The following is a 22,070-nucleotide window of genomic DNA, read 5'->3' on the forward strand; positions in this document are numbered from 1 at the left end:
AAACACCCTATAAGTTAGCTTGAAACGGTTGATATTCCGCCAAGTTACTAAATTTATGAATTATTTAGATTATGGCATAGGGTCACAGAGGTTTATAGGCTTGAATAGGGAAATCTATTAGTCAAAACATGATTTAAGAGTGATTGAAGTGATTATTTATTTTTGAGGTTCTGCGTTAGAGAAATTATTTATAAACATAGTGCTTAATGCTATAAACTTAAGCTAACTACCAATTAGCTTTAACATTATGAAACTAATAATAAAAACGATTCTACTTTGGATATTAATCACCTCAACCGTTGTGTTTGCTGAGCTTGCTAAAGTTAAAGTAAATGGCTTTGATATTGAATATGAAATGGCGGGTAGTGGCAAACACACTGTTTTACTTGAGGCAGGTGGCTCTGCCGGGCTTAGTGATTGGGATCCCATTTATTACTCGCTTATCAAGCATGCAAAAGTAATTCGCTATTCTCGAATTGGCAATGGCGGCTCAGCGCAAATAAAGAAAAACTATAGCTCAGAGGAGTATGCTGCTGAGGCTTTACTATTACTTAAAGCGTTAAAAATTGAAGAGCCGGTGATTTATGTGGCGCATTCTTATGGTGCTTATATCGCAAGGGTATTTGCAGCAAGCTACCCCGATAAAATTAAAGCGTTAATGTTAATTGAACCGGCCTCAGAGCATGATGTTGATATTATGCGTCAGATTGATTTAGCGCGCGCTGAAAAAGAAATTGCCGTTATAAAACGCGATGATATGAAAAATGGCATGTCGAATCAGTATTTGGACTTTTGGTCGAAGAGACCTTTGCCCGATTACCCACAAATAGCTGATATTCCTGTGACGGTTATTGCCTCAGTTAAAAAATATGAAAATCCATCGGTGTTATTTTTTACTGATAAAGGGCGTGAAATGTGGGGAGAACTGCATGCAAACTGGGCTAATGCTTTTCCTCAAGGTGAGATAGTGCTAACCAGTAAAAGTTACCACTATCCACAAAATGATGAGCCAGAGATGGTGAACGCGCAAATCCAAAAATTGCTAAAGCGTACTCATTAAATAAAAAGCTAAGGCAGTTTTTTAGATTGTTTAATCAGTTTAATTAAAATGATAGTGAGTACCGCTGCTGGAAGTAACCAAATAAAATCACTCATTGTTGTAACTCCTTATAGTAATTCACTTAAGCTTTAGTGTTTAAAAGTAAAGTTAGATCAAAACTTAGGACACAAAGCGTGGCTAAAGCCTTTTTCAGTTAGCAAAAAGGTAGCACTGGGTGTTGAAAATATATACTCCTCATGAATAAGAAAGGCAATAGTGCCTTTAATTTCTTCACTTTGTTGATCTGAGGCATCGCTAATAACTTGTTTAGGATCTAACTGACTTGGGCTTGGAAAATTATTATAAAGATGCTTAAAAATTAACGTAGCAATGGTGTTAAAGGTTTCGTTATTTTTCATTATTGGAAGTCCTTAATGTATTTTTTAGCAGCAAGCTTGCTGATTTACGTATGATTTTTGCAAATAATAGCACACTATAATAGGTACATTAGCATCCTGTTACTTTTCCAACTTTAATTTTTTCAACTTACTGCTTTCATTTATAAAAATATGATTAATTCTCATGGTTACCCAGCTAAAAAGTAGTTTGTGTGTTACTGATCTGTTGCGCAAAATCATAAAGTGTAATTGAAGAGTTGTAAAAATACGTTATCATTGTAAAACAACATGTAAAATCAAGCAGGTACTTAGCTCACGCTGACCAAGTTCGAGTTAATAATATCAACAAGGCAAGCAAGGACAAATTATGACACCTATGAAACCTTTAGCACTGGCAGTGGCTATGGTTGTATTTTCACATCCGGCACATGCAGATACAGATCTTGATAAAGTAAAGCAGCAATTAAGCAGCTTACAAAAACAAATGGAAATGCTGCAAAAGCAACTTGCAAAAGCAGAGCAAAAAAGTGAAAAATCAATCGACCGCACCATTGAAGAGAAAGAAGATATAGCCGAAACTCAAGTGGCAAAGCATGATCACAAGCCACAGGGGATTAAAGTTGGCGGCGCTGTGCGAACCAACTACAGCCATACCTCGTATGATGACGACAATAAAAATCGCGGTGGCGATTTTGATTTTGATATTTTTCGTCTAAATTTCTCAGGCGACGTTGGTGATGTAAAATTAAACGCTGAAATTCGCTTTTTTGACTACATGACTGCCGTTAAATACGCTTATGCCGCCTATGATTTTGCTGATGATTGGCAAGTTCAAGCAGGTATTACTAAGGTTCCTTTTGGTAACTGGCCTTACAATTCACATAACTACTTTTTCAGCACTAACTATTATGTTGGCCTTGAAGACGATCACGATTTAGGGGTGTTATTTAAGCGTAAGATTGCTGATAACTGGCAGCTTGATCTGGGCTTTTTCAAAAATGATGAATTAGGTGGTGTTGATGGTTATGTAGATAACCGCAGCGATCGTTATTCTTACGACATTGTTGGTTTTAGAGAAGCCGGCGATGGTGTTTATGCTGAGCCAACTAATGCTATAGGCGAGTACAATACGTTCTCAGGCCGTTACGGCTATCACCTAGAACATGAAGGTGGTAAAACTGAAATTGGTGTATCAGCACTTGCTGGTGGTTTACATGATGGTGTTGACCGCGCAGGTGATTACAACGCTTGGGCATTACATTTAAACAGTAATATAGGCCCATGGAACTTACAACTTCAACACGGCGAATACAATTACGATATTGATAACGTAAACCGTATTGCTGTAGGCGCTTACTCGTTTTACGACAGCATGGCGGCAGAGGCAACAATGTCGAGTGCAAACGTAGCATACAGCGTACCGGTACAATGGGGCGCGGTGACAAACTTACAGTTTTACAACGACTACAGTGCTATTTACGACAAATCTGACAACAGCAGAGATACCTGGATGAACGTAACTGGTTTCTCGGTAGCTGCAGGTGGTTTATTCACTTACTTTGACTTAGTTCATGGTAAAAATATGCCGTTTGTTGGCGGTTCATTAGCGGGCGACAGCAGCGAAACTGAGCGTCGCTTTAACATTAATATTGGCTATTATTTCTAAGCCAATATTAATAAATACACGCCCACACATGGGCGTGTGTTGCTATTGTTTTAAATTTTATTTTTATCCTACCAATTTCAGCACTTACAAATTGATAAATCCCTAATCAACTTCTAGTATAAAAGTTCAAATGGACTTAAATGAATAATCCATAAAGCTTAGCCGGAGGCTAGAAATTAATGATTGTAGTTAATGAGCAGGTTTTATCTGATGTAAATAAAAACTTTATTATTCCACCAAAACCACAAATCTTAAATGAGCTTGAAATATTAGCATCTGCTCAAGAACCCTCGCTTTCTGACGCCGCAGAGATCATTGCTAAAGATGTGGCTATTTCATCGGCTATTCTAAAAATTATTAATTCACCATCGTATGGTTTAGTGCGCAGTGTGTCTGATATTAAACAGGCCATTATGTTTTTAGGTTGGAACGGAATTGAGGCGCTAGTACCAAGCTTAAAATTAAAGCAAATGTTCACCCAAAAAGAATGCTGCATTAGCTTAGAGCGCTTTTGGGATACCGCCACCGAAATTGCCGAGGTAAATATGATTGTTGGCCAATGTATAAAAGAAAAAGTGCCAATAGAATACTTGTATACCCTTGGTTTGTTCCATGATTGTGGCATTGTGCCGATGGCAATTAAATTCGATAATTACGTGAGTGCTTTGCATACTTCAAATAATACCCACAAAGAAAGCTTGATAGATATAGAAGAGCGTTTATATGGAACTAATCATGCGACTGTAGGTTACTACTTAGCAACCAGCTGGCATTTACCTATAGATATTTGCCAGCTTATTCTGCGGCATCACGACATGAGTATGTTAAATAATATAACCGGTAGTAACCAACAATTGTGTTATAGCGTTTTAAAAATGTCTGAGAATTTGGTTAATAGTGTTTTACGCGGTGGCACCACCAAAGATTGGGATGATATAGAAAAACGCGTATTAGCAACATTAAATATGTCAGAAGACGATTATATTGATGTGCAAGAAGAGGTGATTGATTTTTTGAACTGTTAAACGCTTTTTATCAGGGTAAAGTCTATAGGTTAGTTTTTTTCACTTATTGGTTTGTTTTTAATCGTTTGTCGAAATGAAGTAAAAACTCTAAAGTTTAGTTGTCGGCAACAAGCACGACTAACCAAATAGGAAATTAATCATGAAACGCTCACTTATCAAAACCATCGCTCTTGGCTCTTTATTAACTTGCTCAGCTGCTGTAATGGCTGATCAAAGTGATTACAAGTTAATGGTTATTGAAGAGGCTAAAACAGCCCCTCAAGAATTCGAAGTTGCATTTAACGACTGCGCATTAAATGTAAAATCAAAAAATTACAGCCAAGCTGAAGCAATCTGCTCAAAAGCAATTACTTTATTACAACAAAGCACTGGCCCACGCTTTAAAGTACGTGAGCTTACGTCATTTGCTTTAAGTAACCGTGGTGTAGGACGTTTAATGGCTAAAAACGAAACGGCTGCATTATCAGACTTTTACGAAGCACAGCAAATGTCTGGTAACGAGTTAGTGTCGCACAACTTAACGCGCGCTAAGCAAGACCTCGCACTGTAATATTTATTACTGATTCAAAAAGCCCATGCTGTTTTAGCATGGGCTTTTGCGTTTTTAAGGGTTAAATATTATTTAGTATAATTTGGGTCAGCTGTTTTAAGCCTTTACCTTTGTTTGTTATTTTCCATGCAAGGTATAAGTCTTGAATAGGGCGTGGTTCGGTAAGTTCCACAACATGCAGTTTGTTAGCTTTTACATGTTCAGCAATAAGGTTTGCAGGTAAATAACCAATGCCAATAGCGGATAAAATAGCGGTTATCTTTTGGCTTACAGAACTTACATAAAAACGTTGATTACCTTCGATTAAATTAGCTGACCACGGAATACTTTGTTTTGCAGAATCATGTACTATAACCGTAGTGTATTGACCAAGTTCGCTGGGCTCAATAGGCCTTTTTAGTTGCGCTAGCGGGTGGCTAGGGTGAACCACCAGAATATTTTGAATATCGGCTATTTTTACCGCTCTGATCCCCTTTTGATTAGGTACAGGGGCCGGTGCGCCAATCACTAAGTCAACGTCATCCTCAATTAAAGCCTCCCAAGTGCCATTAAGTACTTCCTCTTTAATGTCTATCTCGATATTTTTATGCTCATTTAAAAATAACTGTAAGTTTTTAAATACGTCACTTATTTCAAAAATAGAGTCATAAGCAATACGTATTCGAGGCTCCCAGCCATTAGCTATGGTTTGTGTTTGCTCCGATAAATTATTTATAGCATTGAGTACTTTACGCCCCTCGGTTAGTAAATGTTTACCTGCAGGGGTTAAAACGGCACGTCGACCTTGACGCTGAAACAAAGTTACATTTAATTGCTCTTCAAGTTTATTAACAATATACGACAAGGCTGAGGGTACTTTATTAAGTTGCTCTGCAGCGGCTGCGTAACTGCCACGATGCTCAATGGCGTCCAGTACCAGTAAAGCTTCTATGCTTATAGGGGGTGTATTCATTATCATACCAAATATTAACTGTTCAAAATATTTGAACATATAGAGCAAATAATAGGAGTTATTTAATTTTAATTCAACTTATACAATAGCTGCATACTCAATGGAACAATACAGGTTAAAACTATGACGATTAAAAATATCACAGCTGCCATCACAAAAACTGAACAGTCTTTTGCAACACTACCATTAAGGCTTATTGCAGGATTAGTGTTTAGTGCTCATGGCGCACAAAAACTGTTTGCGTGGTTTGGCGGCTATGGCTTGGAAGGCACAGGGCAATGGATGGAGTCGATTGGCTTAGCACCGGGCTATTTAATGGCATTAATGGCCGGTGGCGCTGAATTTTTTGGTGGGTTACTACTCATCGTTGGTTTGCTGGTGCGTCCTGCGAGTTTTGTACTGGCTATCACTATGGTAGTTGCTATTTTTACCACACACATAGATAACGGTTTATTTATGAGCAATAACGGTTATGAATTTGCGTTATCGCTGTTAGCCATTACCCTGGCTTTACTGATCCAAGGAGCTGGAAAGCTATCTGTTGATGGAAAAATTCATAACAAATTAAATCAATAAGCTGATCATATAAGTGATTGAACTTTAAGCTGCCAATCTGCGTAAGGTTGGCACACTCTATAAACTAAGGAGACGGACATGGGATTACTTGTTAACGGTGAATGGGTCGATAAATGGTACGACACCGAAAAAAGCGACGGTAAATTTGTACGCCAAGATAGCCGCTTTAGAGATACGATTTCATCAGCGCAAAACAGTAAATTTAAACCAGAAGCGGGTCGTTATCATTTATATGTGTCGTTGGCTTGTCCTTGGGCGCACCGCACCATTATTTTTCGTAAATTAAAGCAGCTCGAAGACATCATTTCTATGAGCATTGTTGAAGCTCCGATGATGGAAAACGGCTGGGAATTTGGCGAGCAGGGCGATCCACTTTATAACTTAGATTACGCTTACCAATTGTATTTAAAAGCCGACCCTAGCTATGAAGGGCGTGTTACCGTGCCTATTTTATGGGATAAAAAAACGCAGACTATTGTAAACAACGAATCAATAGAAATAATTCGCATGTTTAATAGCGCGTTTAATGAACTTACAGGTAACACCGACGATTATTATCCAGATGAGCTACATGAAGAAATAGAACTAGTGAATACCCGTGTTTATAACACCATTAATAATGGGGTGTATAAAGCCGGTTTTGCTACAACTCAAGAAGCGTATAACGAAGCTTATATTGCCTTGTTTGATAGCTTAGATTGGTTAGAAGCACGATTAGCAAAACAGCGTTATTTAGTAGGCGACACACTCACTGAAGCCGATTGGCGATTATTTACCACACTTATTCGCTTTGATGCGGTGTATCACGGGCACTTCAAGTGTAATCGAGAAAAGTTAAGCGAGTTTCATCATCTTAGTAACTACATTAATGAGCTTTACCAAGTACCTGGAGTAAAGGAAACCGTCGATTTAGAGTACACAAAAATTCATTACTACGTAAGTCACGTAACCATTAACCCGACGCAAATTGTGCCTTTAGGTGCTAAACACACCTTTGATGCCGCCCATGATCGTGAGCGTCAGTATTAAATGACGCAGAGATAACGTATAGGAAAAAATATGCTTACTCATTACCCAAAAAATAGCTTAGGCCATGCTGATCATGGTTGGCTTAAGTCAAAGCACCACTTTAGTTTTGCGAATTACTATAATCCTGCGCGTATGGGGTTTGGCACTTTACGTGTAGTTAATGATGACTGGGTAGCCCCAGGTATGGGGTTTGGTGCGCACCCGCACAGAAATATGGAAATTATTAGTTTTATCCGCAGTGGTGCCATTACTCATCAAGATAGTATGGGCAACAAAGGGATCACCGAGCAAGGTGAGGTGCAAGTAATGAGTGCAGGCACCGGCATTACCCACTCAGAATATAACTTAACAGATGAACCACTTACGTTTTATCAAATTTGGATTCAGAGTAATCAACATAATGTTGAGCCGCGCTGGGAAAGCAAGAAGTTTCCTACACAAGCGGCAAGCACCCTTAGCTTACTGGTTTCGGGTTATCCAAAAGATGCCGATAGTGCACTGTTTATTAATCAGCAGACGCGTATTTACGGTGGCAAGCTGGCAAAAGGCACGTCAATAACACAGCCGATTGACCATCAAGCCTACGTAATGGCATCGGCAGGGGAGTTTATTATTAATGATGAGTCAGCCTCAATTAATATGAACGAAGGTGACGGCGCAGAAGTTACAAAGGTTAAAAACATCACCTTAACAGCAACTACTGAATGTGAACTGATTATTATTGATACGAAAAATTAGGCTTTAATAAAGCGGCTTGTTAATTATTAAGCCTAATTAAAACTCAAATAATGATGCAGCAGCCACTGCATCATTATTTATCTTTATATTTATTACACTTACATACACTATTCCCTTAAAATACGGCTAATTGGTTCATTTTTATAAAGGAATTCTGCCGTAAATGAATTCTATTCAGCCTAGTGTATTTGGCCGCATTTTTACTGCGCATCGCTTTTTAGACATAAACCCACAAGGTTTAGTGCTCAGCAACAAAACACAAACAACCACACTGAGCTGGCGTGATTTAACGTCGCCCATTCGCTATGAATACGGTGTGCTTGGGCAAACACTGCGCTTTAATACCGAGTCTAAGCAGTATCGTATTTGGATGAGAGCCTATGGCAGTAATAGGGTATTTAAAGCGCATACCGATATGCTATGGGTTAAAAGCAATATTGCTGTGCTTAATGAGGTGTTGAATGAAATAAACCAATTTGCTCATACTCAGTTTTTGCGCCAATCATACGTGGCTGATATAAAAAAACAGGTAGATGAGCAATATAAACGCTGGCTACCTTGGATAAAAAGCAGCGATGTTTTAGCACCAGTCAGCACACAAATAAAATTGCTTGAGCAATACAGCCAGTGGAGCGATTCACTCACGCGTTTTTTTCAGCATAAATACACCCAGTCACAATTAAAGCGCTACCACGATTTTTTTAATGGCGTTGAAACAAATCCACTCACTGAGCAACAACGCCGAGCTTGCATAATAGACGACGATAATAACTTAGTGCTAGCAGGGGCAGGTACAGGAAAAACCAGTGTGTTAGTGGCTCGAGCGGGCTATTTGGTTAACAGTGAACAGGCTAATTACAACGATATTTTATTACTCGCCTATGGTAAGCAAGCTGCTTGCGAAATGGACGAAAGAATTAAACAAAAGCTGGGCACTGAGTCCATTAAAGCCGCCACGTTTCATAGTGTGGGTTTAACTATTATTAGCGAGGTTGAGGGCAAGCCGCCTAAAATATCTAAACTTGCTGAAAACGAAAAAGCTAAAATAAAGTGGGTGGAAGGGTGTTTGGAATCGCTAGCCAATGCTAAACCACAGTATGCTAAAGCATTGGTAAATTACATTAATAACACTCTTTATGCCGTTAAAAGTGATTTAAAATTTAGTGCTGCAAAGCCTAACCATATAGCGCTTTTAAAAGAGATAAAAGCCAGTGGTCATTTAACTAAATTAGCGACTCTGTTTAGCCAGTTAATAAGTGCCTATAAAACCGCAAATATAACACTTGAGAGCGATTCAAAGCAGATACAGCAAGCGTGGAAATTATTAAAGCCGTTGTTAGCCAACTACAACCATTATTTACGCACACAAGGCGAGATAGATTTCGACGACATGATCATTAAAGCCCTCGATTATGTAAACACAAAAAAATTTACATCGCCTTGGCGTTATATCATGGTGGATGAATTTCAAGATATATCGCCGCTGCGAGCTACACTTGTAAAAGCGCTGCGCGATAATAAATCGAATAGTTCACTGTTTGCAGTAGGAGACGATTGGCAAGCTATTTACCGTTTTAGTGGCGCAGATATGCGACTTACCACCGAGTTTGCCGCACATTTTGGTTTTACAACACAAACCCTCTTAGATAAGACCTTTCGCTTTAATAATAAAATTGGTGAGGTTGCCGCAGGCTTTATTATGAAAAACCCTGCGCAGTTAGCTAAAGATATTCGCTCAGTTGCAAAGGTGAGTAAGCCCGCTGTTAGCGTGCTAAAAACGTTAAATAGTGGCTCAGCTATAAACAGCAAAAAAGCGGAGCTAAACAATGGCGCAATTAAGTATTTACTAAAGGGGATTAAGGCCAATTCTGGCAAGCCTGCTACTGTGTATTTACTTGCACGGTTTCGCTTTCAGTTACCCTTACAGGCCGATATAAATGCTTTACAGCAAGAGTTTTCAGCACTGCATATTGAGTGTGATACGTTTCATGGCTCAAAAGGCAAAGAAGCCGATTATGTCATTATATTAGCAATGAATGGCGGAGCGTTTGGATTTCCAAGCACTAAGCCAACGTCTCAAATTTTAGAGGCATTATTACCCGCAAAAGATAATTTCGCACACAGCGAAGAGCGTCGCTTATTTTATGTAGCGCTGACTCGCGCTAAACATAAAGTGTACATAATAACTGATGATAGTAACCGCAGCAGCTTTGTTGATGAACTCATAAACGAGCATAAAATTGAAGTACTTGAGTTAAAAAGTAAAGCAGTCGCTAAAGCGATTACTCAAGTGCAAACCGCTTAATACCTTAACCAGCATTAAGCGGCTTTTAGTATTAGCTAGCCGGCAACCGGAGTGTTACCTGTGGGTATTTTTTTCATACTTTTTATAAGCATGTAAATACAGGTAGTAATTAAACAGCCACCTAAGTAAATAAGCACACCATGGCTTTTATCTGAAAAGTGGGTGGCCATAAGCGGCCCAAGAACCGAGCCCACACTGTAACTTAATAGCATTATTTCGGTGGCTGAGACTATTTTTGCCATAGGCAGTGAGTCGCACGCCAACGTAATAGCAATAGGGTAAAGTGCAAAGCTGCATGCACCCAGTATAAAATAACTACTCACTAAAGCTGCAAAGCTATTTGCATGTAAAATACCCACCACACTGGCTGTGCCAATAAAGCAAAAAATCGCCATTAATAAGCTTTTAATAATGCGGGTTGATAAATAGCTCACTAAAGGCTGAACTAACATGCCACCTAATATAATCACCGCCATAAGTAACCCAGTATAGTGTGCCTGCTCTGATTGCGCCGCAATATACACAGGCAGTAAGCCGTAAATAGGCCCAAGTAATAATCCCGACACTAAACAGCCTAAAATAGCGGGGCGGCTCAGGGTTTTAAGCTCTTTAAGGGGTAGTTTTTGTAAATTTTGCGTATTAGGTTGCCCTTGGGTAATTAATAGCGGCGCTAAAATCGCAACAGCTAACAAAGCAATAACAAATAAATAGGGCACGGCATCTGTCGTTCCTAATGGTTTAATAGCAAGTTGCCCTACGGCACTGCCACCGTATAGGGAGGTCATATATAACCCCAAGCGCTTTGCTCGCGCTTTTGCAGTGTTGGCCATTAACAACCACGACTCTACCACCACAAATACGCCAGCTACTGCCATGCCAGCCACAAATCGCGCGACTAACCACATAGTGGCAGTTGGGCTGATCAACTGGGCAATAACACTAACAATTAGTAAGGCTAAAAACCCGATAAAAGCCAACCTATGACCGATTTTTACCACTACGCGCTCTATACATAAAGCACCAATCAGTAAGCCCAAATAAAACACACTGGCAAGCCATGGAGCTAAATCAATATTTAAGTTAAATGCATTAAGTGATAACGGGATCAGGCTCATTAAAAAGCCCGACGCAATAGCAAAAAACGATAAGCCAATAACCGGCGCTAAGGGGTTATTTGATTTACTATCAGCGGCAAGTTCCACCATTAGATTGTTCCGATAAAAGGGGGTTAAATAATTACTGACTTTAGGGGGATAGATAAAGCAATTATTTTAAGCAGGTTAATTTTGCGGCGAATGTAGGCTGGTTTGACAACGAAGTAAAGAGATTTTTAATTGCTAAATGAAAATAGTATTTAAAATGTTTTTTTACGTAAATTAAACGCTTACATGCTATTTTTTTGTAGAAGTAAGTTAGCTTTATTGTTTTAAAATTGTTGTATTTTTAAGCCTTGTTTTAAATTAAATAACACTGCTTATAAAACCAAAAAAGCCCACTTTGGGCTTTTTTGATAAAGACTATTTAACCTGAGCTCTAGATAAGAGATTTATTATCCAGAGTTTATATTATTTAACTTATGGCTACGGCGAGTTGGTGATACAAACCAATTCCCACAATAACATTAAATGGAAAGGTGACACCTAACGAGCTGAGCATGGCAAGACCAATATCCGCTTTGGGAATAGCTGCTTTTATGGCCGCAGGTGCGGCAATGTAAGAGGCACTCGCCACTAAGCTGCCCAGTATAACCACCGAGCCTAATTCTAAATTAAGCCAGGTGCCAACAATAACGCCAATGGTGCCTAAAAATAATGGTGTAATAATGGCAAAAGCAGCCAATTTCCATTGTTGCCAAGGGAAAGGGCGAAGCGTTTGTGCAGCTACTAAGCCCATTTCGAGCAAAAACAATGCCAGTACCACTTTAAAGCTATTGGTGAGCAAGCTGGTAACTTGGCTACCTTGCTGGGTTCCATACATCATACCAATAATTACACCGCCAACGAGCAAAATCACACTCTTATTAGTGAGCGTCTCATGCCACAGCGCTTTTAACGATAAGTTAGTGTTTTCACTGTGTGCTTTGTCGAGCTTACGATACAGCAGTAAACCCACAATGATAGCGGGTAATTCAAGCATCACCAGATACAAGGTAACTTCTGCGCCCACTTCTAATTTAGCCGATTCTGCATACGCTAAGGCTACCGCAAATGTACCTGCACTAACCGAACCATAGTGAGCCGCAATGCTGGCGCTATTAGCTACGCTTAGCCTAACAACGTATTTTAAAATAGGGTATAAAGTGAGTGGAATAAGCCCACCAAGTAACATTACCGAGGCCATTTCGGGCAGTAATTGCCAGCTTAAATTGCCATGAAGGACCATACCACCTTTTAGGCCTATGGTAAGCATGAGTAGCAAACTGAGGGTGTCATATGTAGCTTTGGGTATAGCTAAATCAGAGCGAAGGATACCCGCCGCTAATCCTAAAATAAAAAACATCACTACAATATCAGGCACGCTGTTCTCCTCTTTGTTTTCGTTGTTACTAATTCATTTTGTTAAGCGGCGCCATTATAGGCAAATCTTTGTATAGTAAATAATAAAATGAATGCTACCATCCTATAGATTAAAACCTATGAGGTGTGTATGAACATAAGGCAACTTTCTTTTCGACTACTTGAAGTATTTATGAGTGTAGTAAAAACGGGCTCTATAAGCGAAACGGCGCGCAGGCTTCATTTGACTCAGCCTACGGTTTCTTTACAAATTAAACGCTTACAAGAAGCGGTAGATGAGCCGTTAATAATTATGCAGCAACAAAAGTTGCAAATAACCGAAGCCGGCATGGCCTTGTTTAGAACCTGTCAGCAGGTTTTTGGTCATTTTGAAGACTACCAAGATTACCTAGCGGAGCTAAAAGGAGGGGAACGTGGACGATGTAAAATTGCCATGGTTAATACCGCCCAATATATTCTACCTAAGTTGCTAGGACCATACAGTAATGAACACCCGCATGTAGAGCTGCCACTTGAAATAGGTAATCGCTCTGCTGTTTTAGCACGCTTTGAACGCGGAGAAGATGATATTTATGTATTTAGTCACCCGCCATCATTAGAGCATGCCCAAGCAGCTAGGTTTCTTCATAACCCTTTAGTGTTTATAGTGCCGCTAAATCATCCGTTAGCCGATAAAACCGCGTTGACACTGGCTGATTTAGTTCCGTATCGTTTTTTACTACGCGAGACAGGCTCCGCAACGCGCATGTTATTTGAGAGCGAGCTGCAAAGTAGAGGCCTAGTATTAAGTGACAGTGTGCAAATGGCCAGTAACGAAGCGATTAGAGTGGCGGTAGCTTCAGGTATGGGGATTGCGGTGCTTTCTCAGCATGTGCTGCCTAAAGGTGATAATAGCTTTAAAGTACTCAATGTCACCGACACTACTTTAGCCAGTCATTGGTATTTTGTGGTGCGTACAGACCGACACATATCACATGCTGCACGCAGTTTTTTAAAGTTTGCCGAGCAACACTTAGAGCAATATTTAGATGAAAAATGGGTGCGAAATGAGCTAAGTGGGCTTAATTTGAAATAAAAATAAGCCTTATACATAATAAAAATATCAATTGGTATCAAAGTTGCTGTGTTATTGCAGTTAAGCAAAATGGATTTCAGCTAATGACATCAATAACCTTTAAAAATCAATATAGTAGTTATAACAGCCCCGTTAACAAAGCGGCAAAAACGAGTGATGTTGTGCCGACATCTGCCGCTGCGGCAACAACCAGTGCCGCTGAAAAAAAACCCACCCCCAATTTTATCGCTAAGCCAGCAGACAAAAGCTTTTTAGAAAATGCCCAAGAGGCATTAATTTATCAACGCTTAGGTGTTGATAAAGAAAAAATAGCTGAGCTAAAGGCAGCAATAGCAGCGTTGGCAGAAAAACTAGAAGAGCAAGGTGCTGATGTAGACGCTATAAAAGAGCAGATTGCCGACCTACAAAAAATGTTAGAGCAAGAATTCGAAAAAGGCACGGAGCGAATGGCAATGCAACCCACACATGAAAAAGGTAAGCTGGTAACGGCATTAGCTTAGATAGCGGTATGTTGAAAGCTTATTTATTTCTGACTTTAAATAGATTTTAAGTGATTAACGCACAAAGAGGGCAAAGAGGCGCTGCGCTTTTAAAGTAAATGGCTGAAATAACTGTATTTTTCCTGCTCATTTACTCCTCATTCGCTTCTCTGTGTTCAAATAGGGTTTAGTGAATTATGCACAAAGAGGGCAAAGAGACGCTCCGCTTTTAGAGAAGTGTACGACACCATAATTTTTTATGGCTTCTCATTTACTCCTCATTTGCTTCTCTGTGTTCAAATAGGGTTTAGTGAATTATGCACAAAGAGGGCAAAGAGCCGCTGCGCTTTTAGAGGAGTGATCTAAACAATAACTTTTTATGGCTTCTCATTTAGTCCTCATTCGTTTCTCTGTGTTCAAATAGGGTTTATTGAATTATGCACAAAGAAGGCGAAGAGACGCTGCGCTTTTAGAGGAGTGATCTAAACCATAACTTTCATCTGTAACCAAAATACCAAGCTGGGGCTTATAAAAAGCAACAGCATCCCTACACTCAGTAAGTTACCTTTGAAGAGGTTAAAATCATCAAGAATTTTGTGCCACTTATATTTAAATACATATCTGCCCACAACAATATCTAAACTAAGCATTATTGTTAGCCAAACTAAGCCCACATTTAAACAATCTAAGTACGAAATAGGGTTAATCCATGGCAAAGTGATCCACGCAATGGCATAAATAATCGCAGTGCCGGAAAATAAGCTGAGCGTTTTAGCGCGCTTTAGAGCGTAAAATTTATGTAAGATCCTTACTCTAATATTGCCGTTAACGACCTCACCCAAAGCGAGCAAAAGGCCAACGGCGAGTGCCTTTAAAAACATGCAAACGTCCTCGTGATGATCACGTTAATTATTAACGATGACTTTACCTAATTTATAGCAATAACGCATTAAACTACTACTTACTTAGTTTTACTGATTAACTCTCGTTATCAGTTGTTATTATGTGGCTTTTTTTATAAGGTGAACTTTGCTTATAAAAATAACAACAGGAACATCGCCATGAAAACCCTTGAACAACAGCTCGGCCAGTATGGTTTGTACCATCGTTCTAAACGAAATGTATTAACCCATTTTTTTGGTATTCCACTTATTGTGTTTGCCGCTTTATGTTTACTTGCACGAATTGAAATTCCTATCGCCAGCTTTAGCATTGATGGTGCGCAAATTTTTGTATTAGCCTCTGTGGTTTACTATTTTATGCTGAGCTTTTCGCTTGGTTTGATAATGGGCATTATTTTTACTTTATTACTGGTAGCCGCACAGCCAATTGCTGCAATGGCATTAATACCTTGGTTAGTAATTGGAGTTGGGGTGTTTGTATTTGGCTGGGTATTACAATTTATTGGTCATTATTTTGAAGGTAAAAAGCCAGCATTTATTGATGATTTAGTCGGCTTAATTATTGGTCCTTTGTATGTCACTGTTGAGCTATTATTTTTACTGGGCTTTTATAAAAACTTAGAACAACAAGTGAATGAAATAGCCGGTCCAACTAAAGCATAAATAAGAAGGTAAACCATGGATTATAATAATAAAACAGTATGGATCACCGGTGCCTCGTCAGGCATTGGTGAAGAACTTGCCAAGCAATTTGCAGAGCAAGGTGCAAAGGTCATCTTATCAGCGCGAAATGTCGATAAACTTAACCAAGTAAAAGCCGAATTAAAAGGCGAGGGGCATCGTGTTATCCCGCTTGATTTATCTCAACCTGAAAGCGTTCTACATGATGTGTCAGCGCAAATAGACGGCTTAGGCCCGATTGATATTTTAATTAATAATGGTGGCGTATCACAGCGTAGCTTATTTTTAGAAAACGACTTTAAAGTGTACCGCCAACTTATGGAAGTAAACTACTTTGGTTTAATTGCACTGACTAAAGCGGTATTACCGTCGATGGTGGCACGTAAAAGCGGTTCTATAGTGGCTATAAGCAGCGTGGCGGGTAAAGTAGGCTCTAAATTTAGAAGCGGTTATTCAGGTAGTAAATACGCAGTAGTCGGCTTTATGGACTGCTTACGCGCCGAAGTGGCAGAGCACAATATACATTGCTTAACTATTTGCCCAGGCTCAATTAAAACGGCGATTGCTCATAACTCATTAAACGAGCAAGGGGAGGCGCAAAACAAACCTGAACCTTCAATAGAAAATGGTATGAACGTTAATGTAGCCGCATCAAAAATGCTCACTGCAATCTACAATAAAAAAGACGAAGTTGTGATAGGTCAAGGGTTAAGTGGTTGGGCACCGTTTATAAAACGGTTTTTCCCTGGGTTATTTAATCGCTTAACCGCTAAGGTGGAATATAAATAACTAAGTACAGTACTTAAACGCCAGCATAGAGCGCTTAGCGCAATGCTGGTTCGTGCTTAGCTTTATGGCTGTTTTTGTACTTTCCAAGGAGGGTTTAAGCGGTTTTCTCCAGCTTTGTAGAGTTTAATTTTATTTCCTGAGGGGTCTTTTAAAATCGCTTCCTTCCATAGGTACCTTTGCTCTGTGGGTTGCTGTTCGAATACGATCCCTTTTTTGATTAACTGCTGGCACAATTGCTCAAGGTCATCGTTTTCAAAATAAATTACAGAATGATTTTCAAAAAATTCACTTTCTAAAGACAATGAAAATGTAGAGTCACCCTCAGGGCAACTAAAACGTGCATAATGAGGTGTATCAACAATTTGGGTAAAGCCAAGTGTGCGATAAAAACTCACCGCTTCATTCATATCTTTGACTGGCAAAGTTACTTGATTCAGTTTCATTTAAACTCCCACTACAAAAAATAGATAAATTTATATGAATTTACTTACGCCCTGGCTCATGTCTCTCATAACGAGGAAGCTGAGCATCTAAGTCTTCCCAATTTGCCTTTGAGGTGATGAAATTATGCGATATGGGTCGCTCTGGAATATCGCAGGTTAACGCGCCTAACCGAAGGCGATACCTTTGAGGAGATTGTGCATTAGCACTATAAATTGGAGCGCCGCAGGTTTTACAAAAGTACTTACGTTTACCTTCACTACTTTGGTAAAAAGTAAGTGTGCCGTTTTTGTCAGTTAATATCAGATCGCTGGCATTAATAAACCCATTAGTAGCAAAAGCACTGCCACTGGCCTTACGACAAAGCGAACAATGACAATGAATAATATCAGTAACTTTACCATTAATTGAAAAGTTGATTGAGCCACATAAACAACTACCTGTGTACATCTTAATTCCTTGTTTTAATCATATTTTTTTCGTCACATTGCATGCTTGCCAGCACATTGTTGACACTTAATGGCTTGATTACACACTTTACTAAAAATGCTTTTCTCGTATCCACATAACCATTAGCGCTTAAAAATTAAGCTATTTCAAAAAGGTATAAACTCTTGTAGTATTAGTTTAATAATTCCACTAATTAACTTTAATGTAAATAACTGTTTATGCGAGGTTTTAGGTGGTTTAGGCAGATAACTTAGAGAGGGTAATAATGCCATGAACATAATGAGAGGGGCACAACTGCAAACTGGTTATAAAGATTATTAAATTGGGGAAATATCTACTTAAGCTAAAGTAAATTTAAAAAAAGATGCTTATAAGTATTTAACCCCGCGTTTTGAACGCGGGATTATTTTGAATTGTTAGGCAATATAGTTACTTAGCTTTATTTGCTTCGAGTGTTTCTATTTCACTCCAAATTTTTTCAGCCTCGTCAGTTAACATCGCATAGCTTTTAATATCGCCTTTTCTTTGAGCTTGCATACCTTGCTCTAATTTTGCGTCGTATTCTTTACGTAATTTTTTGATTGGATCTGGCTTTAAAAATGAAAACATCAACACCCTCGTTGTTTATTAGCTAATTACAGTAACAGTACGCAGTTAAGCTGCAAAAAGTTTGCTGTTACTGTAATTAGGTGTGTTAAATGGCTACTTAGGATCTAGGCGAACAATGCCTTGGCCATCTAAGCCTAAATAAAGAGTACCATCAGGGCCTTGAGCTAAGCTGCGAATGCGGCCAACGCCTTCAAGTAGTTTATGTTGCTTAACCACCTTGCTGTCGGCTAATTCAAGCACGCTTATAAACGCATACTTCATTGAAGCAAGTAACATTTTGCCTTTTAGTTGCGGGTACTTATCGCCGGTCACCATTAACATGTCGGATGGCGCAATAGAGGGAGTCCACTGCGATACGGGTGCTTGCATGCCCGGTTTATCGGTTAAATCAGTAAATGAGGTACCACTGTAGTTAATACCGTAACTCACCACTGGCCAGCCATAATTAGTGTTAGGCTTAATTATATTAAGCTCATCGCCACCGCGTGGACCGTGTTCGTGCGACCATAGGGTGGTTGTTTGTTGATCAAACCACATACCTTGTGGATTACGATGGCCATATGACCAAACGGCGGGTTTTGCATTTTTTTGTGCAACAAACGGGTTATCGGTAGGAATTTTACCGTCCTCGTGTAAGCGATAAATTTTACCACCATCACGGCTTAAGTCTTGTGGGTTAACATCGCGCGAGCCACGATCGCCAATCGAAAAATACACATAGTTTTGGTTATCAAATACAATCCGGCTGCCGTAGTGCTGGCCTTTTTTAGAATTATGCTCCCCTTTGTATAATTGTTGTGGCTCAAGTAGTTGGCTGTGATCGTTACTTAGCTTTGCACGCATAAGTGCGGTGTTGCTGCCTTCACCATCACCTTCACTACTTGAGTAAGTAAGGTATAACCACTGGTTGTTTGCAAAGTCAGGGTGCAATGCTAAATCGAGCAGGCCACCTTGGCCGTTGTCATCAATTTTGGGTAATCCTGTAACCTTTATTAGTGCTTCACTATCTTTACGCAGTAAATACAAGGTGCCACTGCGCTCAGTAATTAATAAGTCGCCATTAGGTAGTGGTTCAATTGCCCACGGAACAGCGATCCCTTTAGCAATTGTCATGGGTTTTATATTCAGGGTTAAAGAGTCTAGTTCTTTAAAATCAACAGCATGAGCATTAAGGCTGCCCAGTGCACCAAGCAATAAACTTGTTGTTACCGTTGTGATTAGTGCGCGTTTTTTTAGTGTTTTAAGTTTGTTCATAATGGCTTCCAAAATTAACAATTCCAACCAGCCTAGCATGCAATTAATCATAATGTTAAATATTTAAGTTGAATGAAAAACAACCGTCACTCAAGGGGATATTGCTTGCTTGTTAAATACCTGCCAGTAAAAAATTCGAATAATTACTCTATTAGGCTTGAAATTTAAAAATGTCAGCGTACACTTGTGCGCTGAAAGTTGAGCTTACACGTGTAGGCTCAAATAATTAACCTAATTGAGGCGTGTTGCTTAACGCGCTCATTGGGATATAGATTTAAATAGAGAAACAATCACTATGTTTATTAAGGCGTTAAACCAATTTTCAAAATTGTTTTTACATCATCAAAGCTTTGCCGCTTACATAGAGCCAATTATGCAGGTGTTTAAACCAGCATGGCGTGCAGGATTTTTCAGCGCAAAAGTTATAGCGATAAGCCCTTGTAGCTACGATTTTTTGAGTGTTACCTTAAAACCAAGTAAACAGTGGCGCTCGCATATTGCTGGCCAGCATATTAGTTTAACGGTTGAAATTAATGGACGACTATTAACCCGAGTGTTTACCCTTGCCAGTAGTCCTGACTATTTTAAAGCGACAGGGTTAGTGCGCTTACTCATAAAAACCAGTTCACTAGGGCACTTTACCGGCCAGTTACAACAGGCATTAAGCTTGCAACCGCGGTGTAATATATCGCCAGCTCGTGGCGACTTTGTATTTAAAAGTTGGCACAAGCCTAGCGTTTTTGTAGCGGGTGGCTCTGGCATTACCCCAATGCTTGCCATGCTTGAGCAGCAACTTGGCAATACAAATAGCCCGATGCAATTGTTGTACTTTGCTAAGGCGGATGCACACCAGTGTACAAATGAACTTACGGCACTGGCAAAGCGCTTTGCGCACTTTAGTTTTTCATTACTCACACGCGATGCACTAACACCGCTAACACAGCACATAAACCTTGATGCGCAGCCAGATATTTATTGCTGCGGCCCTGGTGGTTTTATGCAGCAAATTGCCGATTTTGCTAAGCAGCATAAGCTTGGCTACTTTCAAGAATCCTTTGGCCTAGCCTTGCCCAAATTGACTGACGATAGCCAGTTTTCAGTGAAAATAAACAAAGACACGCATGTAGTGACTAGTAATGAGGTGCTATTAAACCAGTTTGAAGCAAAAAAACTCCCTGTGCAGCGTGGTTGCGGCATTGGTATTTGCCATCAATGCCAGTGCATTAAAAAGTCGGGAGTGGTGCGTAATTTAAAAACTAATCAATTATCAGACACTGGCGAGCAGTTAATTCAACTGTGTGTGAGCCAAGCCGTTAGCGATTTGGAGTTACAGCTATGACAACCATTAATTATCAACAGTTAGCCGATGATTTAGATGAAATTAAAATGTCGACATTAGCTACAGTTGGGCAAAAGGATGCAAACTATATTCGTTCTATTGTGCGTAAGCAGCGGTTTTGCGAAATAGGTGGGCGGATTTTATTGATGCTTGGTTTTGTACAGCCATTATTGTGGGTCGCGGGTGTGTTGTTACTTGGTTTGGCTAAAATTCTCGACAACATGGAAATTGGCCACAATGTAATGCATGGTCAATACGATTGGATGAACGACAAACAGCTTAACTCTAAAACTTACGAGTGGGATATAGCCTGCGACGGCCAAAGCTGGAACCGCGTTCATAACTTTGAACACCATACTTACACTAACATTATCGGAAAAGATCGTGACTTTGGTTATGGCTTATTAAGATTGAGCAATGACTTTAAATGGCGACTAAAAAATACATGGCAGTTTATTACTTATTTAAATCTGAGCGTGCTGTTTCAGTGGGGCGTGTCGTATCACGAGCTCGCAGGCGAGCGAGTCTTTATAGGTAAAAAGAAACCAAACCGTGAAGGTGCTGTGGCGCATAGCACCTTAAAAAAGCGCTTTTTTAGTAAAGGGGCGCGCCAACTAATTAAAGACTATGTGTTATTTCCAGTTTTGGCGGGGCCATTATTTTTGTGGGTATTAAGCGGTAATTTGCTGGCAAACTTAATTCGTAACCTATGGACCTCAACCATTATCTTTTGTGGCCATTTTACTGAGCAAACCCATACCTTTTATGAGCAAGAATGCAAAAACGAAAGCCAAGGGCAATGGTATTATCGTCAAGCGCTGGGGTCGTCAAACATTAAAGGGGCGCGTTGGTTTCATATTTTAACTGGGCATTTAAGCTTTCAAATAGAGCATCATTTATTTCCTGATTTGCCATCGTCCCGTTATCAAGAAATTGCGCCTAAAGTACAAGCCGCATTACAAAAGCAGGGCATTGCTTATAATACTGGCGGATTTTTTCATCAATACACCTCAGTGTTAAAGCGTATATTGCGTTATTCATTTAAATAGAGGTTAATAAAATAACCGCAACTATAATGTATGCATTAAATAATCAGCTAACCTTAAAATGTTAGCTGAATATTGCATTAAAGAGTTGGTAAGCGATTTTTTGATTAAATAATCATCAGTACATGCAAAAAATTCTTCTAATTAATTTAAAAACAGCTCGTTTTGCTATGGTTAAATAGTAGCTGGTTGTCATACAATGGAGAAAAAT

General features: G+C 39.5%; 23 protein-coding genes. 14 read left to right on the plus strand and 9 right to left on the minus strand.

The genetic code is table 11. The features are described from left to right. Positions 1-247 precede the first annotated feature (247 nt). Complete coding sequence (locus BW139_RS02635) at positions 248-1,060, plus strand: alpha/beta fold hydrolase (RefSeq protein ID WP_076918565.1); 813 nt, start codon at positions 248-250, stop codon at positions 1,058-1,060. A gap of 152 nt (positions 1,061-1,212) precedes the next feature. Here the strand turns inward: BW139_RS02635 and BW139_RS02640 are convergent, their stop codons facing one another. Next, the gene (locus BW139_RS02640; protein WP_008109253.1) at positions 1,213-1,458 is read right to left on the minus strand and encodes a hypothetical protein; all 246 of its coding nucleotides are present in this window, start codon (positions 1,456-1,458) and stop codon (positions 1,213-1,215) included. Between the two features lie 346 nt (positions 1,459-1,804). On the opposite strand from BW139_RS02640, the gene BW139_RS02645 reads away from it, so the two are divergent. The 3 genes from BW139_RS02645 to BW139_RS02655 all read left to right on the plus strand — a co-directional run bounded on the left by BW139_RS02645 (position 1,805) and on the right by BW139_RS02655 (position 4,678). Next, positions 1,805-3,103, plus strand: coding sequence for a porin (locus tag BW139_RS02645; RefSeq protein WP_076918566.1), 1,299 nt, complete (start codon positions 1,805-1,807; stop codon positions 3,101-3,103). Between the two features lie 179 nt (positions 3,104-3,282). Beyond that, on the plus strand, positions 3,283-4,128 hold the full coding sequence (locus tag BW139_RS02650) for an HDOD domain-containing protein (RefSeq protein ID WP_076918567.1): 846 nt from the start codon (positions 3,283-3,285) through the stop codon (positions 4,126-4,128). Between the two features lie 139 nt (positions 4,129-4,267). Then, positions 4,268-4,678, plus strand: coding sequence for a hypothetical protein (locus BW139_RS02655; protein ID WP_008109249.1), 411 nt, complete (start codon positions 4,268-4,270; stop codon positions 4,676-4,678). A gap of 61 nt (positions 4,679-4,739) precedes the next feature. Here the strand turns inward: BW139_RS02655 and BW139_RS02660 are convergent, their stop codons facing one another. Continuing rightward, on the minus strand, positions 4,740-5,630 hold the full coding sequence (locus BW139_RS02660; protein WP_076918568.1) for a LysR substrate-binding domain-containing protein: 891 nt from the start codon (positions 5,628-5,630) through the stop codon (positions 4,740-4,742). Positions 5,631-5,753: 123 nt separating this feature from the next. On the opposite strand from BW139_RS02660, the gene BW139_RS02665 reads away from it, so the two are divergent. The 4 genes from BW139_RS02665 to helD all read left to right on the plus strand — a co-directional run bounded on the left by BW139_RS02665 (position 5,754) and on the right by helD (position 10,278). Beyond that, positions 5,754-6,206 (plus strand): DoxX family protein, encoded by a 453-nt coding sequence (locus BW139_RS02665; protein WP_076918569.1) that lies wholly within the window; start codon positions 5,754-5,756, stop codon positions 6,204-6,206. 78 nt (positions 6,207-6,284) lie between these two features. Next, positions 6,285-7,235, plus strand: coding sequence for a glutathione S-transferase family protein (locus tag BW139_RS02670; RefSeq protein ID WP_076918570.1), 951 nt, complete (start codon positions 6,285-6,287; stop codon positions 7,233-7,235). A gap of 30 nt (positions 7,236-7,265) precedes the next feature. Further along, positions 7,266-7,973, plus strand: a complete 708-nt coding sequence (locus tag BW139_RS02675) for a pirin family protein (protein ID WP_076918571.1) — start codon at positions 7,266-7,268, stop codon at positions 7,971-7,973. A gap of 163 nt (positions 7,974-8,136) precedes the next feature. Beyond that, positions 8,137-10,278, plus strand: coding sequence for a DNA helicase IV (gene helD / locus BW139_RS02680; RefSeq protein ID WP_076918572.1), 2,142 nt, complete (start codon positions 8,137-8,139; stop codon positions 10,276-10,278). A gap of 35 nt (positions 10,279-10,313) precedes the next feature. Here the strand turns inward: helD and BW139_RS02685 are convergent, their stop codons facing one another. Both BW139_RS02685 and BW139_RS02690 read right to left on the minus strand, forming a co-directional pair. Further along, positions 10,314-11,483 carry an MFS transporter gene (locus BW139_RS02685; RefSeq protein ID WP_076918573.1) on the minus strand — a complete coding sequence of 390 codons (1,170 nt, stop codon included), beginning with the start codon at positions 11,481-11,483 and terminating at the stop codon, positions 10,314-10,316. 364 nt (positions 11,484-11,847) lie between these two features. Next, the gene (locus BW139_RS02690) at positions 11,848-12,795 is read right to left on the minus strand and encodes a sodium-dependent bicarbonate transport family permease (RefSeq protein ID WP_076918574.1); all 948 of its coding nucleotides are present in this window, start codon (positions 12,793-12,795) and stop codon (positions 11,848-11,850) included. Between the two features lie 129 nt (positions 12,796-12,924). Between BW139_RS02690 and BW139_RS02695 the strand changes: the two genes are divergently transcribed. Continuing rightward, positions 12,925-13,869, plus strand: coding sequence for a LysR family transcriptional regulator (locus BW139_RS02695; RefSeq protein WP_076918575.1), 945 nt, complete (start codon positions 12,925-12,927; stop codon positions 13,867-13,869). An 83-nt stretch (positions 13,870-13,952) separates the two neighbouring features. Continuing rightward, positions 13,953-14,369 (plus strand): hypothetical protein, encoded by a 417-nt coding sequence (locus BW139_RS02700; RefSeq protein ID WP_076918576.1) that lies wholly within the window; start codon positions 13,953-13,955, stop codon positions 14,367-14,369. 461 nt (positions 14,370-14,830) lie between these two features. On the opposite strand, the gene BW139_RS02705 is transcribed toward BW139_RS02700, so the two are convergent. Beyond that, the gene (locus tag BW139_RS02705; protein WP_008109238.1) at positions 14,831-15,229 is read right to left on the minus strand and encodes a hypothetical protein; all 399 of its coding nucleotides are present in this window, start codon (positions 15,227-15,229) and stop codon (positions 14,831-14,833) included. Between the two features lie 180 nt (positions 15,230-15,409). Between BW139_RS02705 and BW139_RS02710 the strand changes: the two genes are divergently transcribed. Further along, positions 15,410-15,913 (plus strand): DUF962 domain-containing protein, encoded by a 504-nt coding sequence (locus tag BW139_RS02710; protein ID WP_076918577.1) that lies wholly within the window; start codon positions 15,410-15,412, stop codon positions 15,911-15,913. Between the two features lie 15 nt (positions 15,914-15,928). After that, positions 15,929-16,720, plus strand: a complete 792-nt coding sequence (locus BW139_RS02715) for an SDR family oxidoreductase (RefSeq protein WP_076918578.1) — start codon at positions 15,929-15,931, stop codon at positions 16,718-16,720. A gap of 62 nt (positions 16,721-16,782) precedes the next feature. On the opposite strand, the gene BW139_RS02720 is transcribed toward BW139_RS02715, so the two are convergent. The 4 genes from BW139_RS02720 to BW139_RS02735 form a co-directional block, all read right to left on the minus strand. Next, a complete protein-coding gene (locus BW139_RS02720) occupies positions 16,783-17,163 on the minus strand; it encodes a VOC family protein (protein WP_076918579.1) in 381 nt (126 codons plus the stop codon). Positions 17,164-17,203: 40 nt separating this feature from the next. Continuing rightward, a complete protein-coding gene (locus tag BW139_RS02725; RefSeq protein WP_076918580.1) occupies positions 17,204-17,611 on the minus strand; it encodes a GFA family protein in 408 nt (135 codons plus the stop codon). A 429-nt stretch (positions 17,612-18,040) separates the two neighbouring features. Beyond that, positions 18,041-18,220, minus strand: a complete 180-nt coding sequence (locus BW139_RS02730) for a DUF6435 family protein (protein WP_076918581.1) — start codon at positions 18,218-18,220, stop codon at positions 18,041-18,043. 93 nt (positions 18,221-18,313) lie between these two features. Further along, positions 18,314-19,474: a PQQ-dependent sugar dehydrogenase gene (locus BW139_RS02735; RefSeq protein ID WP_076918582.1), complete on the minus strand. Its 1,161-nt coding sequence runs from the start codon at positions 19,472-19,474 to the stop codon at positions 18,314-18,316. A 295-nt stretch (positions 19,475-19,769) separates the two neighbouring features. Here BW139_RS02735 and BW139_RS02740 point away from each other — a divergent pair, with 295 nt between their 5' ends. Both BW139_RS02740 and BW139_RS02745 read left to right on the plus strand, forming a co-directional pair. Next, entirely contained in the window at positions 19,770-20,813 is a 1,044-nt protein-coding gene (locus BW139_RS02740) for a flavin reductase family protein (protein WP_076918583.1), read from the plus strand. Further along, positions 20,810-21,862: an acyl-CoA desaturase gene (locus BW139_RS02745; RefSeq protein WP_010390270.1), complete on the plus strand. Its 1,053-nt coding sequence runs from the start codon at positions 20,810-20,812 to the stop codon at positions 21,860-21,862. The genes BW139_RS02740 and BW139_RS02745 overlap by 4 nt, the downstream gene beginning before the upstream one ends. Positions 21,863-22,070 lie beyond the last annotated feature (208 nt).

It is taken from the genome of Pseudoalteromonas sp. SK18 (genome assembly GCF_001974855.1).
Classification (GTDB): Bacteria; Pseudomonadota; Gammaproteobacteria; order Enterobacterales; family Alteromonadaceae; genus Pseudoalteromonas.

Excerpts from the sequence above, each read along its gene's own strand:
- BW139_RS02665 (WP_076918569.1), top strand. The coding sequence starts at position 5,754 with ATGACGATTAAAAATATCACAGCTGCCATCACAAAAACTGAACAGTCT.
- BW139_RS02700 (WP_076918576.1), top strand. The coding sequence starts at position 13,953 with ATGACATCAATAACCTTTAAAAATCAATATAGTAGTTATAACAGCCCC.
- BW139_RS02705 (WP_008109238.1), bottom strand. The coding sequence starts at position 15,229 with ATGTTTTTAAAGGCACTCGCCGTTGGCCTTTTGCTCGCTTTGGGTGAG.
- BW139_RS02660 (WP_076918568.1), bottom strand. The coding sequence starts at position 5,630 with ATGAATACACCCCCTATAAGCATAGAAGCTTTACTGGTACTGGACGCC.
- BW139_RS02655 (WP_008109249.1), top strand. The coding sequence starts at position 4,268 with ATGAAACGCTCACTTATCAAAACCATCGCTCTTGGCTCTTTATTAACT.
- BW139_RS02635 (WP_076918565.1), top strand. The coding sequence starts at position 248 with ATGAAACTAATAATAAAAACGATTCTACTTTGGATATTAATCACCTCA.
- BW139_RS02735 (WP_076918582.1), bottom strand. The coding sequence starts at position 19,474 with ATGAACAAACTTAAAACACTAAAAAAACGCGCACTAATCACAACGGTA.
- BW139_RS02725 (WP_076918580.1), bottom strand. The coding sequence starts at position 17,611 with ATGTACACAGGTAGTTGTTTATGTGGCTCAATCAACTTTTCAATTAAT.
- helD (WP_076918572.1), top strand. The coding sequence starts at position 8,137 with ATGAATTCTATTCAGCCTAGTGTATTTGGCCGCATTTTTACTGCGCAT.
- BW139_RS02730 (WP_076918581.1), bottom strand. The coding sequence starts at position 18,220 with ATGTTTTCATTTTTAAAGCCAGATCCAATCAAAAAATTACGTAAAGAA.
- BW139_RS02650 (WP_076918567.1), top strand. The coding sequence starts at position 3,283 with ATGATTGTAGTTAATGAGCAGGTTTTATCTGATGTAAATAAAAACTTT.
- BW139_RS02670 (WP_076918570.1), top strand. The coding sequence starts at position 6,285 with ATGGGATTACTTGTTAACGGTGAATGGGTCGATAAATGGTACGACACC.
- BW139_RS02740 (WP_076918583.1), top strand. The coding sequence starts at position 19,770 with ATGTTTATTAAGGCGTTAAACCAATTTTCAAAATTGTTTTTACATCAT.
- BW139_RS02710 (WP_076918577.1), top strand. The coding sequence starts at position 15,410 with ATGAAAACCCTTGAACAACAGCTCGGCCAGTATGGTTTGTACCATCGT.
- BW139_RS02745 (WP_010390270.1), top strand. The coding sequence starts at position 20,810 with ATGACAACCATTAATTATCAACAGTTAGCCGATGATTTAGATGAAATT.
- BW139_RS02685 (WP_076918573.1), bottom strand. The coding sequence starts at position 11,483 with ATGGTGGAACTTGCCGCTGATAGTAAATCAAATAACCCCTTAGCGCCG.
- BW139_RS02675 (WP_076918571.1), top strand. The coding sequence starts at position 7,266 with ATGCTTACTCATTACCCAAAAAATAGCTTAGGCCATGCTGATCATGGT.
- BW139_RS02720 (WP_076918579.1), bottom strand. The coding sequence starts at position 17,163 with ATGAAACTGAATCAAGTAACTTTGCCAGTCAAAGATATGAATGAAGCG.
- BW139_RS02645 (WP_076918566.1), top strand. The coding sequence starts at position 1,805 with ATGACACCTATGAAACCTTTAGCACTGGCAGTGGCTATGGTTGTATTT.
- BW139_RS02695 (WP_076918575.1), top strand. The coding sequence starts at position 12,925 with ATGAACATAAGGCAACTTTCTTTTCGACTACTTGAAGTATTTATGAGT.
- BW139_RS02715 (WP_076918578.1), top strand. The coding sequence starts at position 15,929 with ATGGATTATAATAATAAAACAGTATGGATCACCGGTGCCTCGTCAGGC.
- BW139_RS02640 (WP_008109253.1), bottom strand. The coding sequence starts at position 1,458 with ATGAAAAATAACGAAACCTTTAACACCATTGCTACGTTAATTTTTAAG.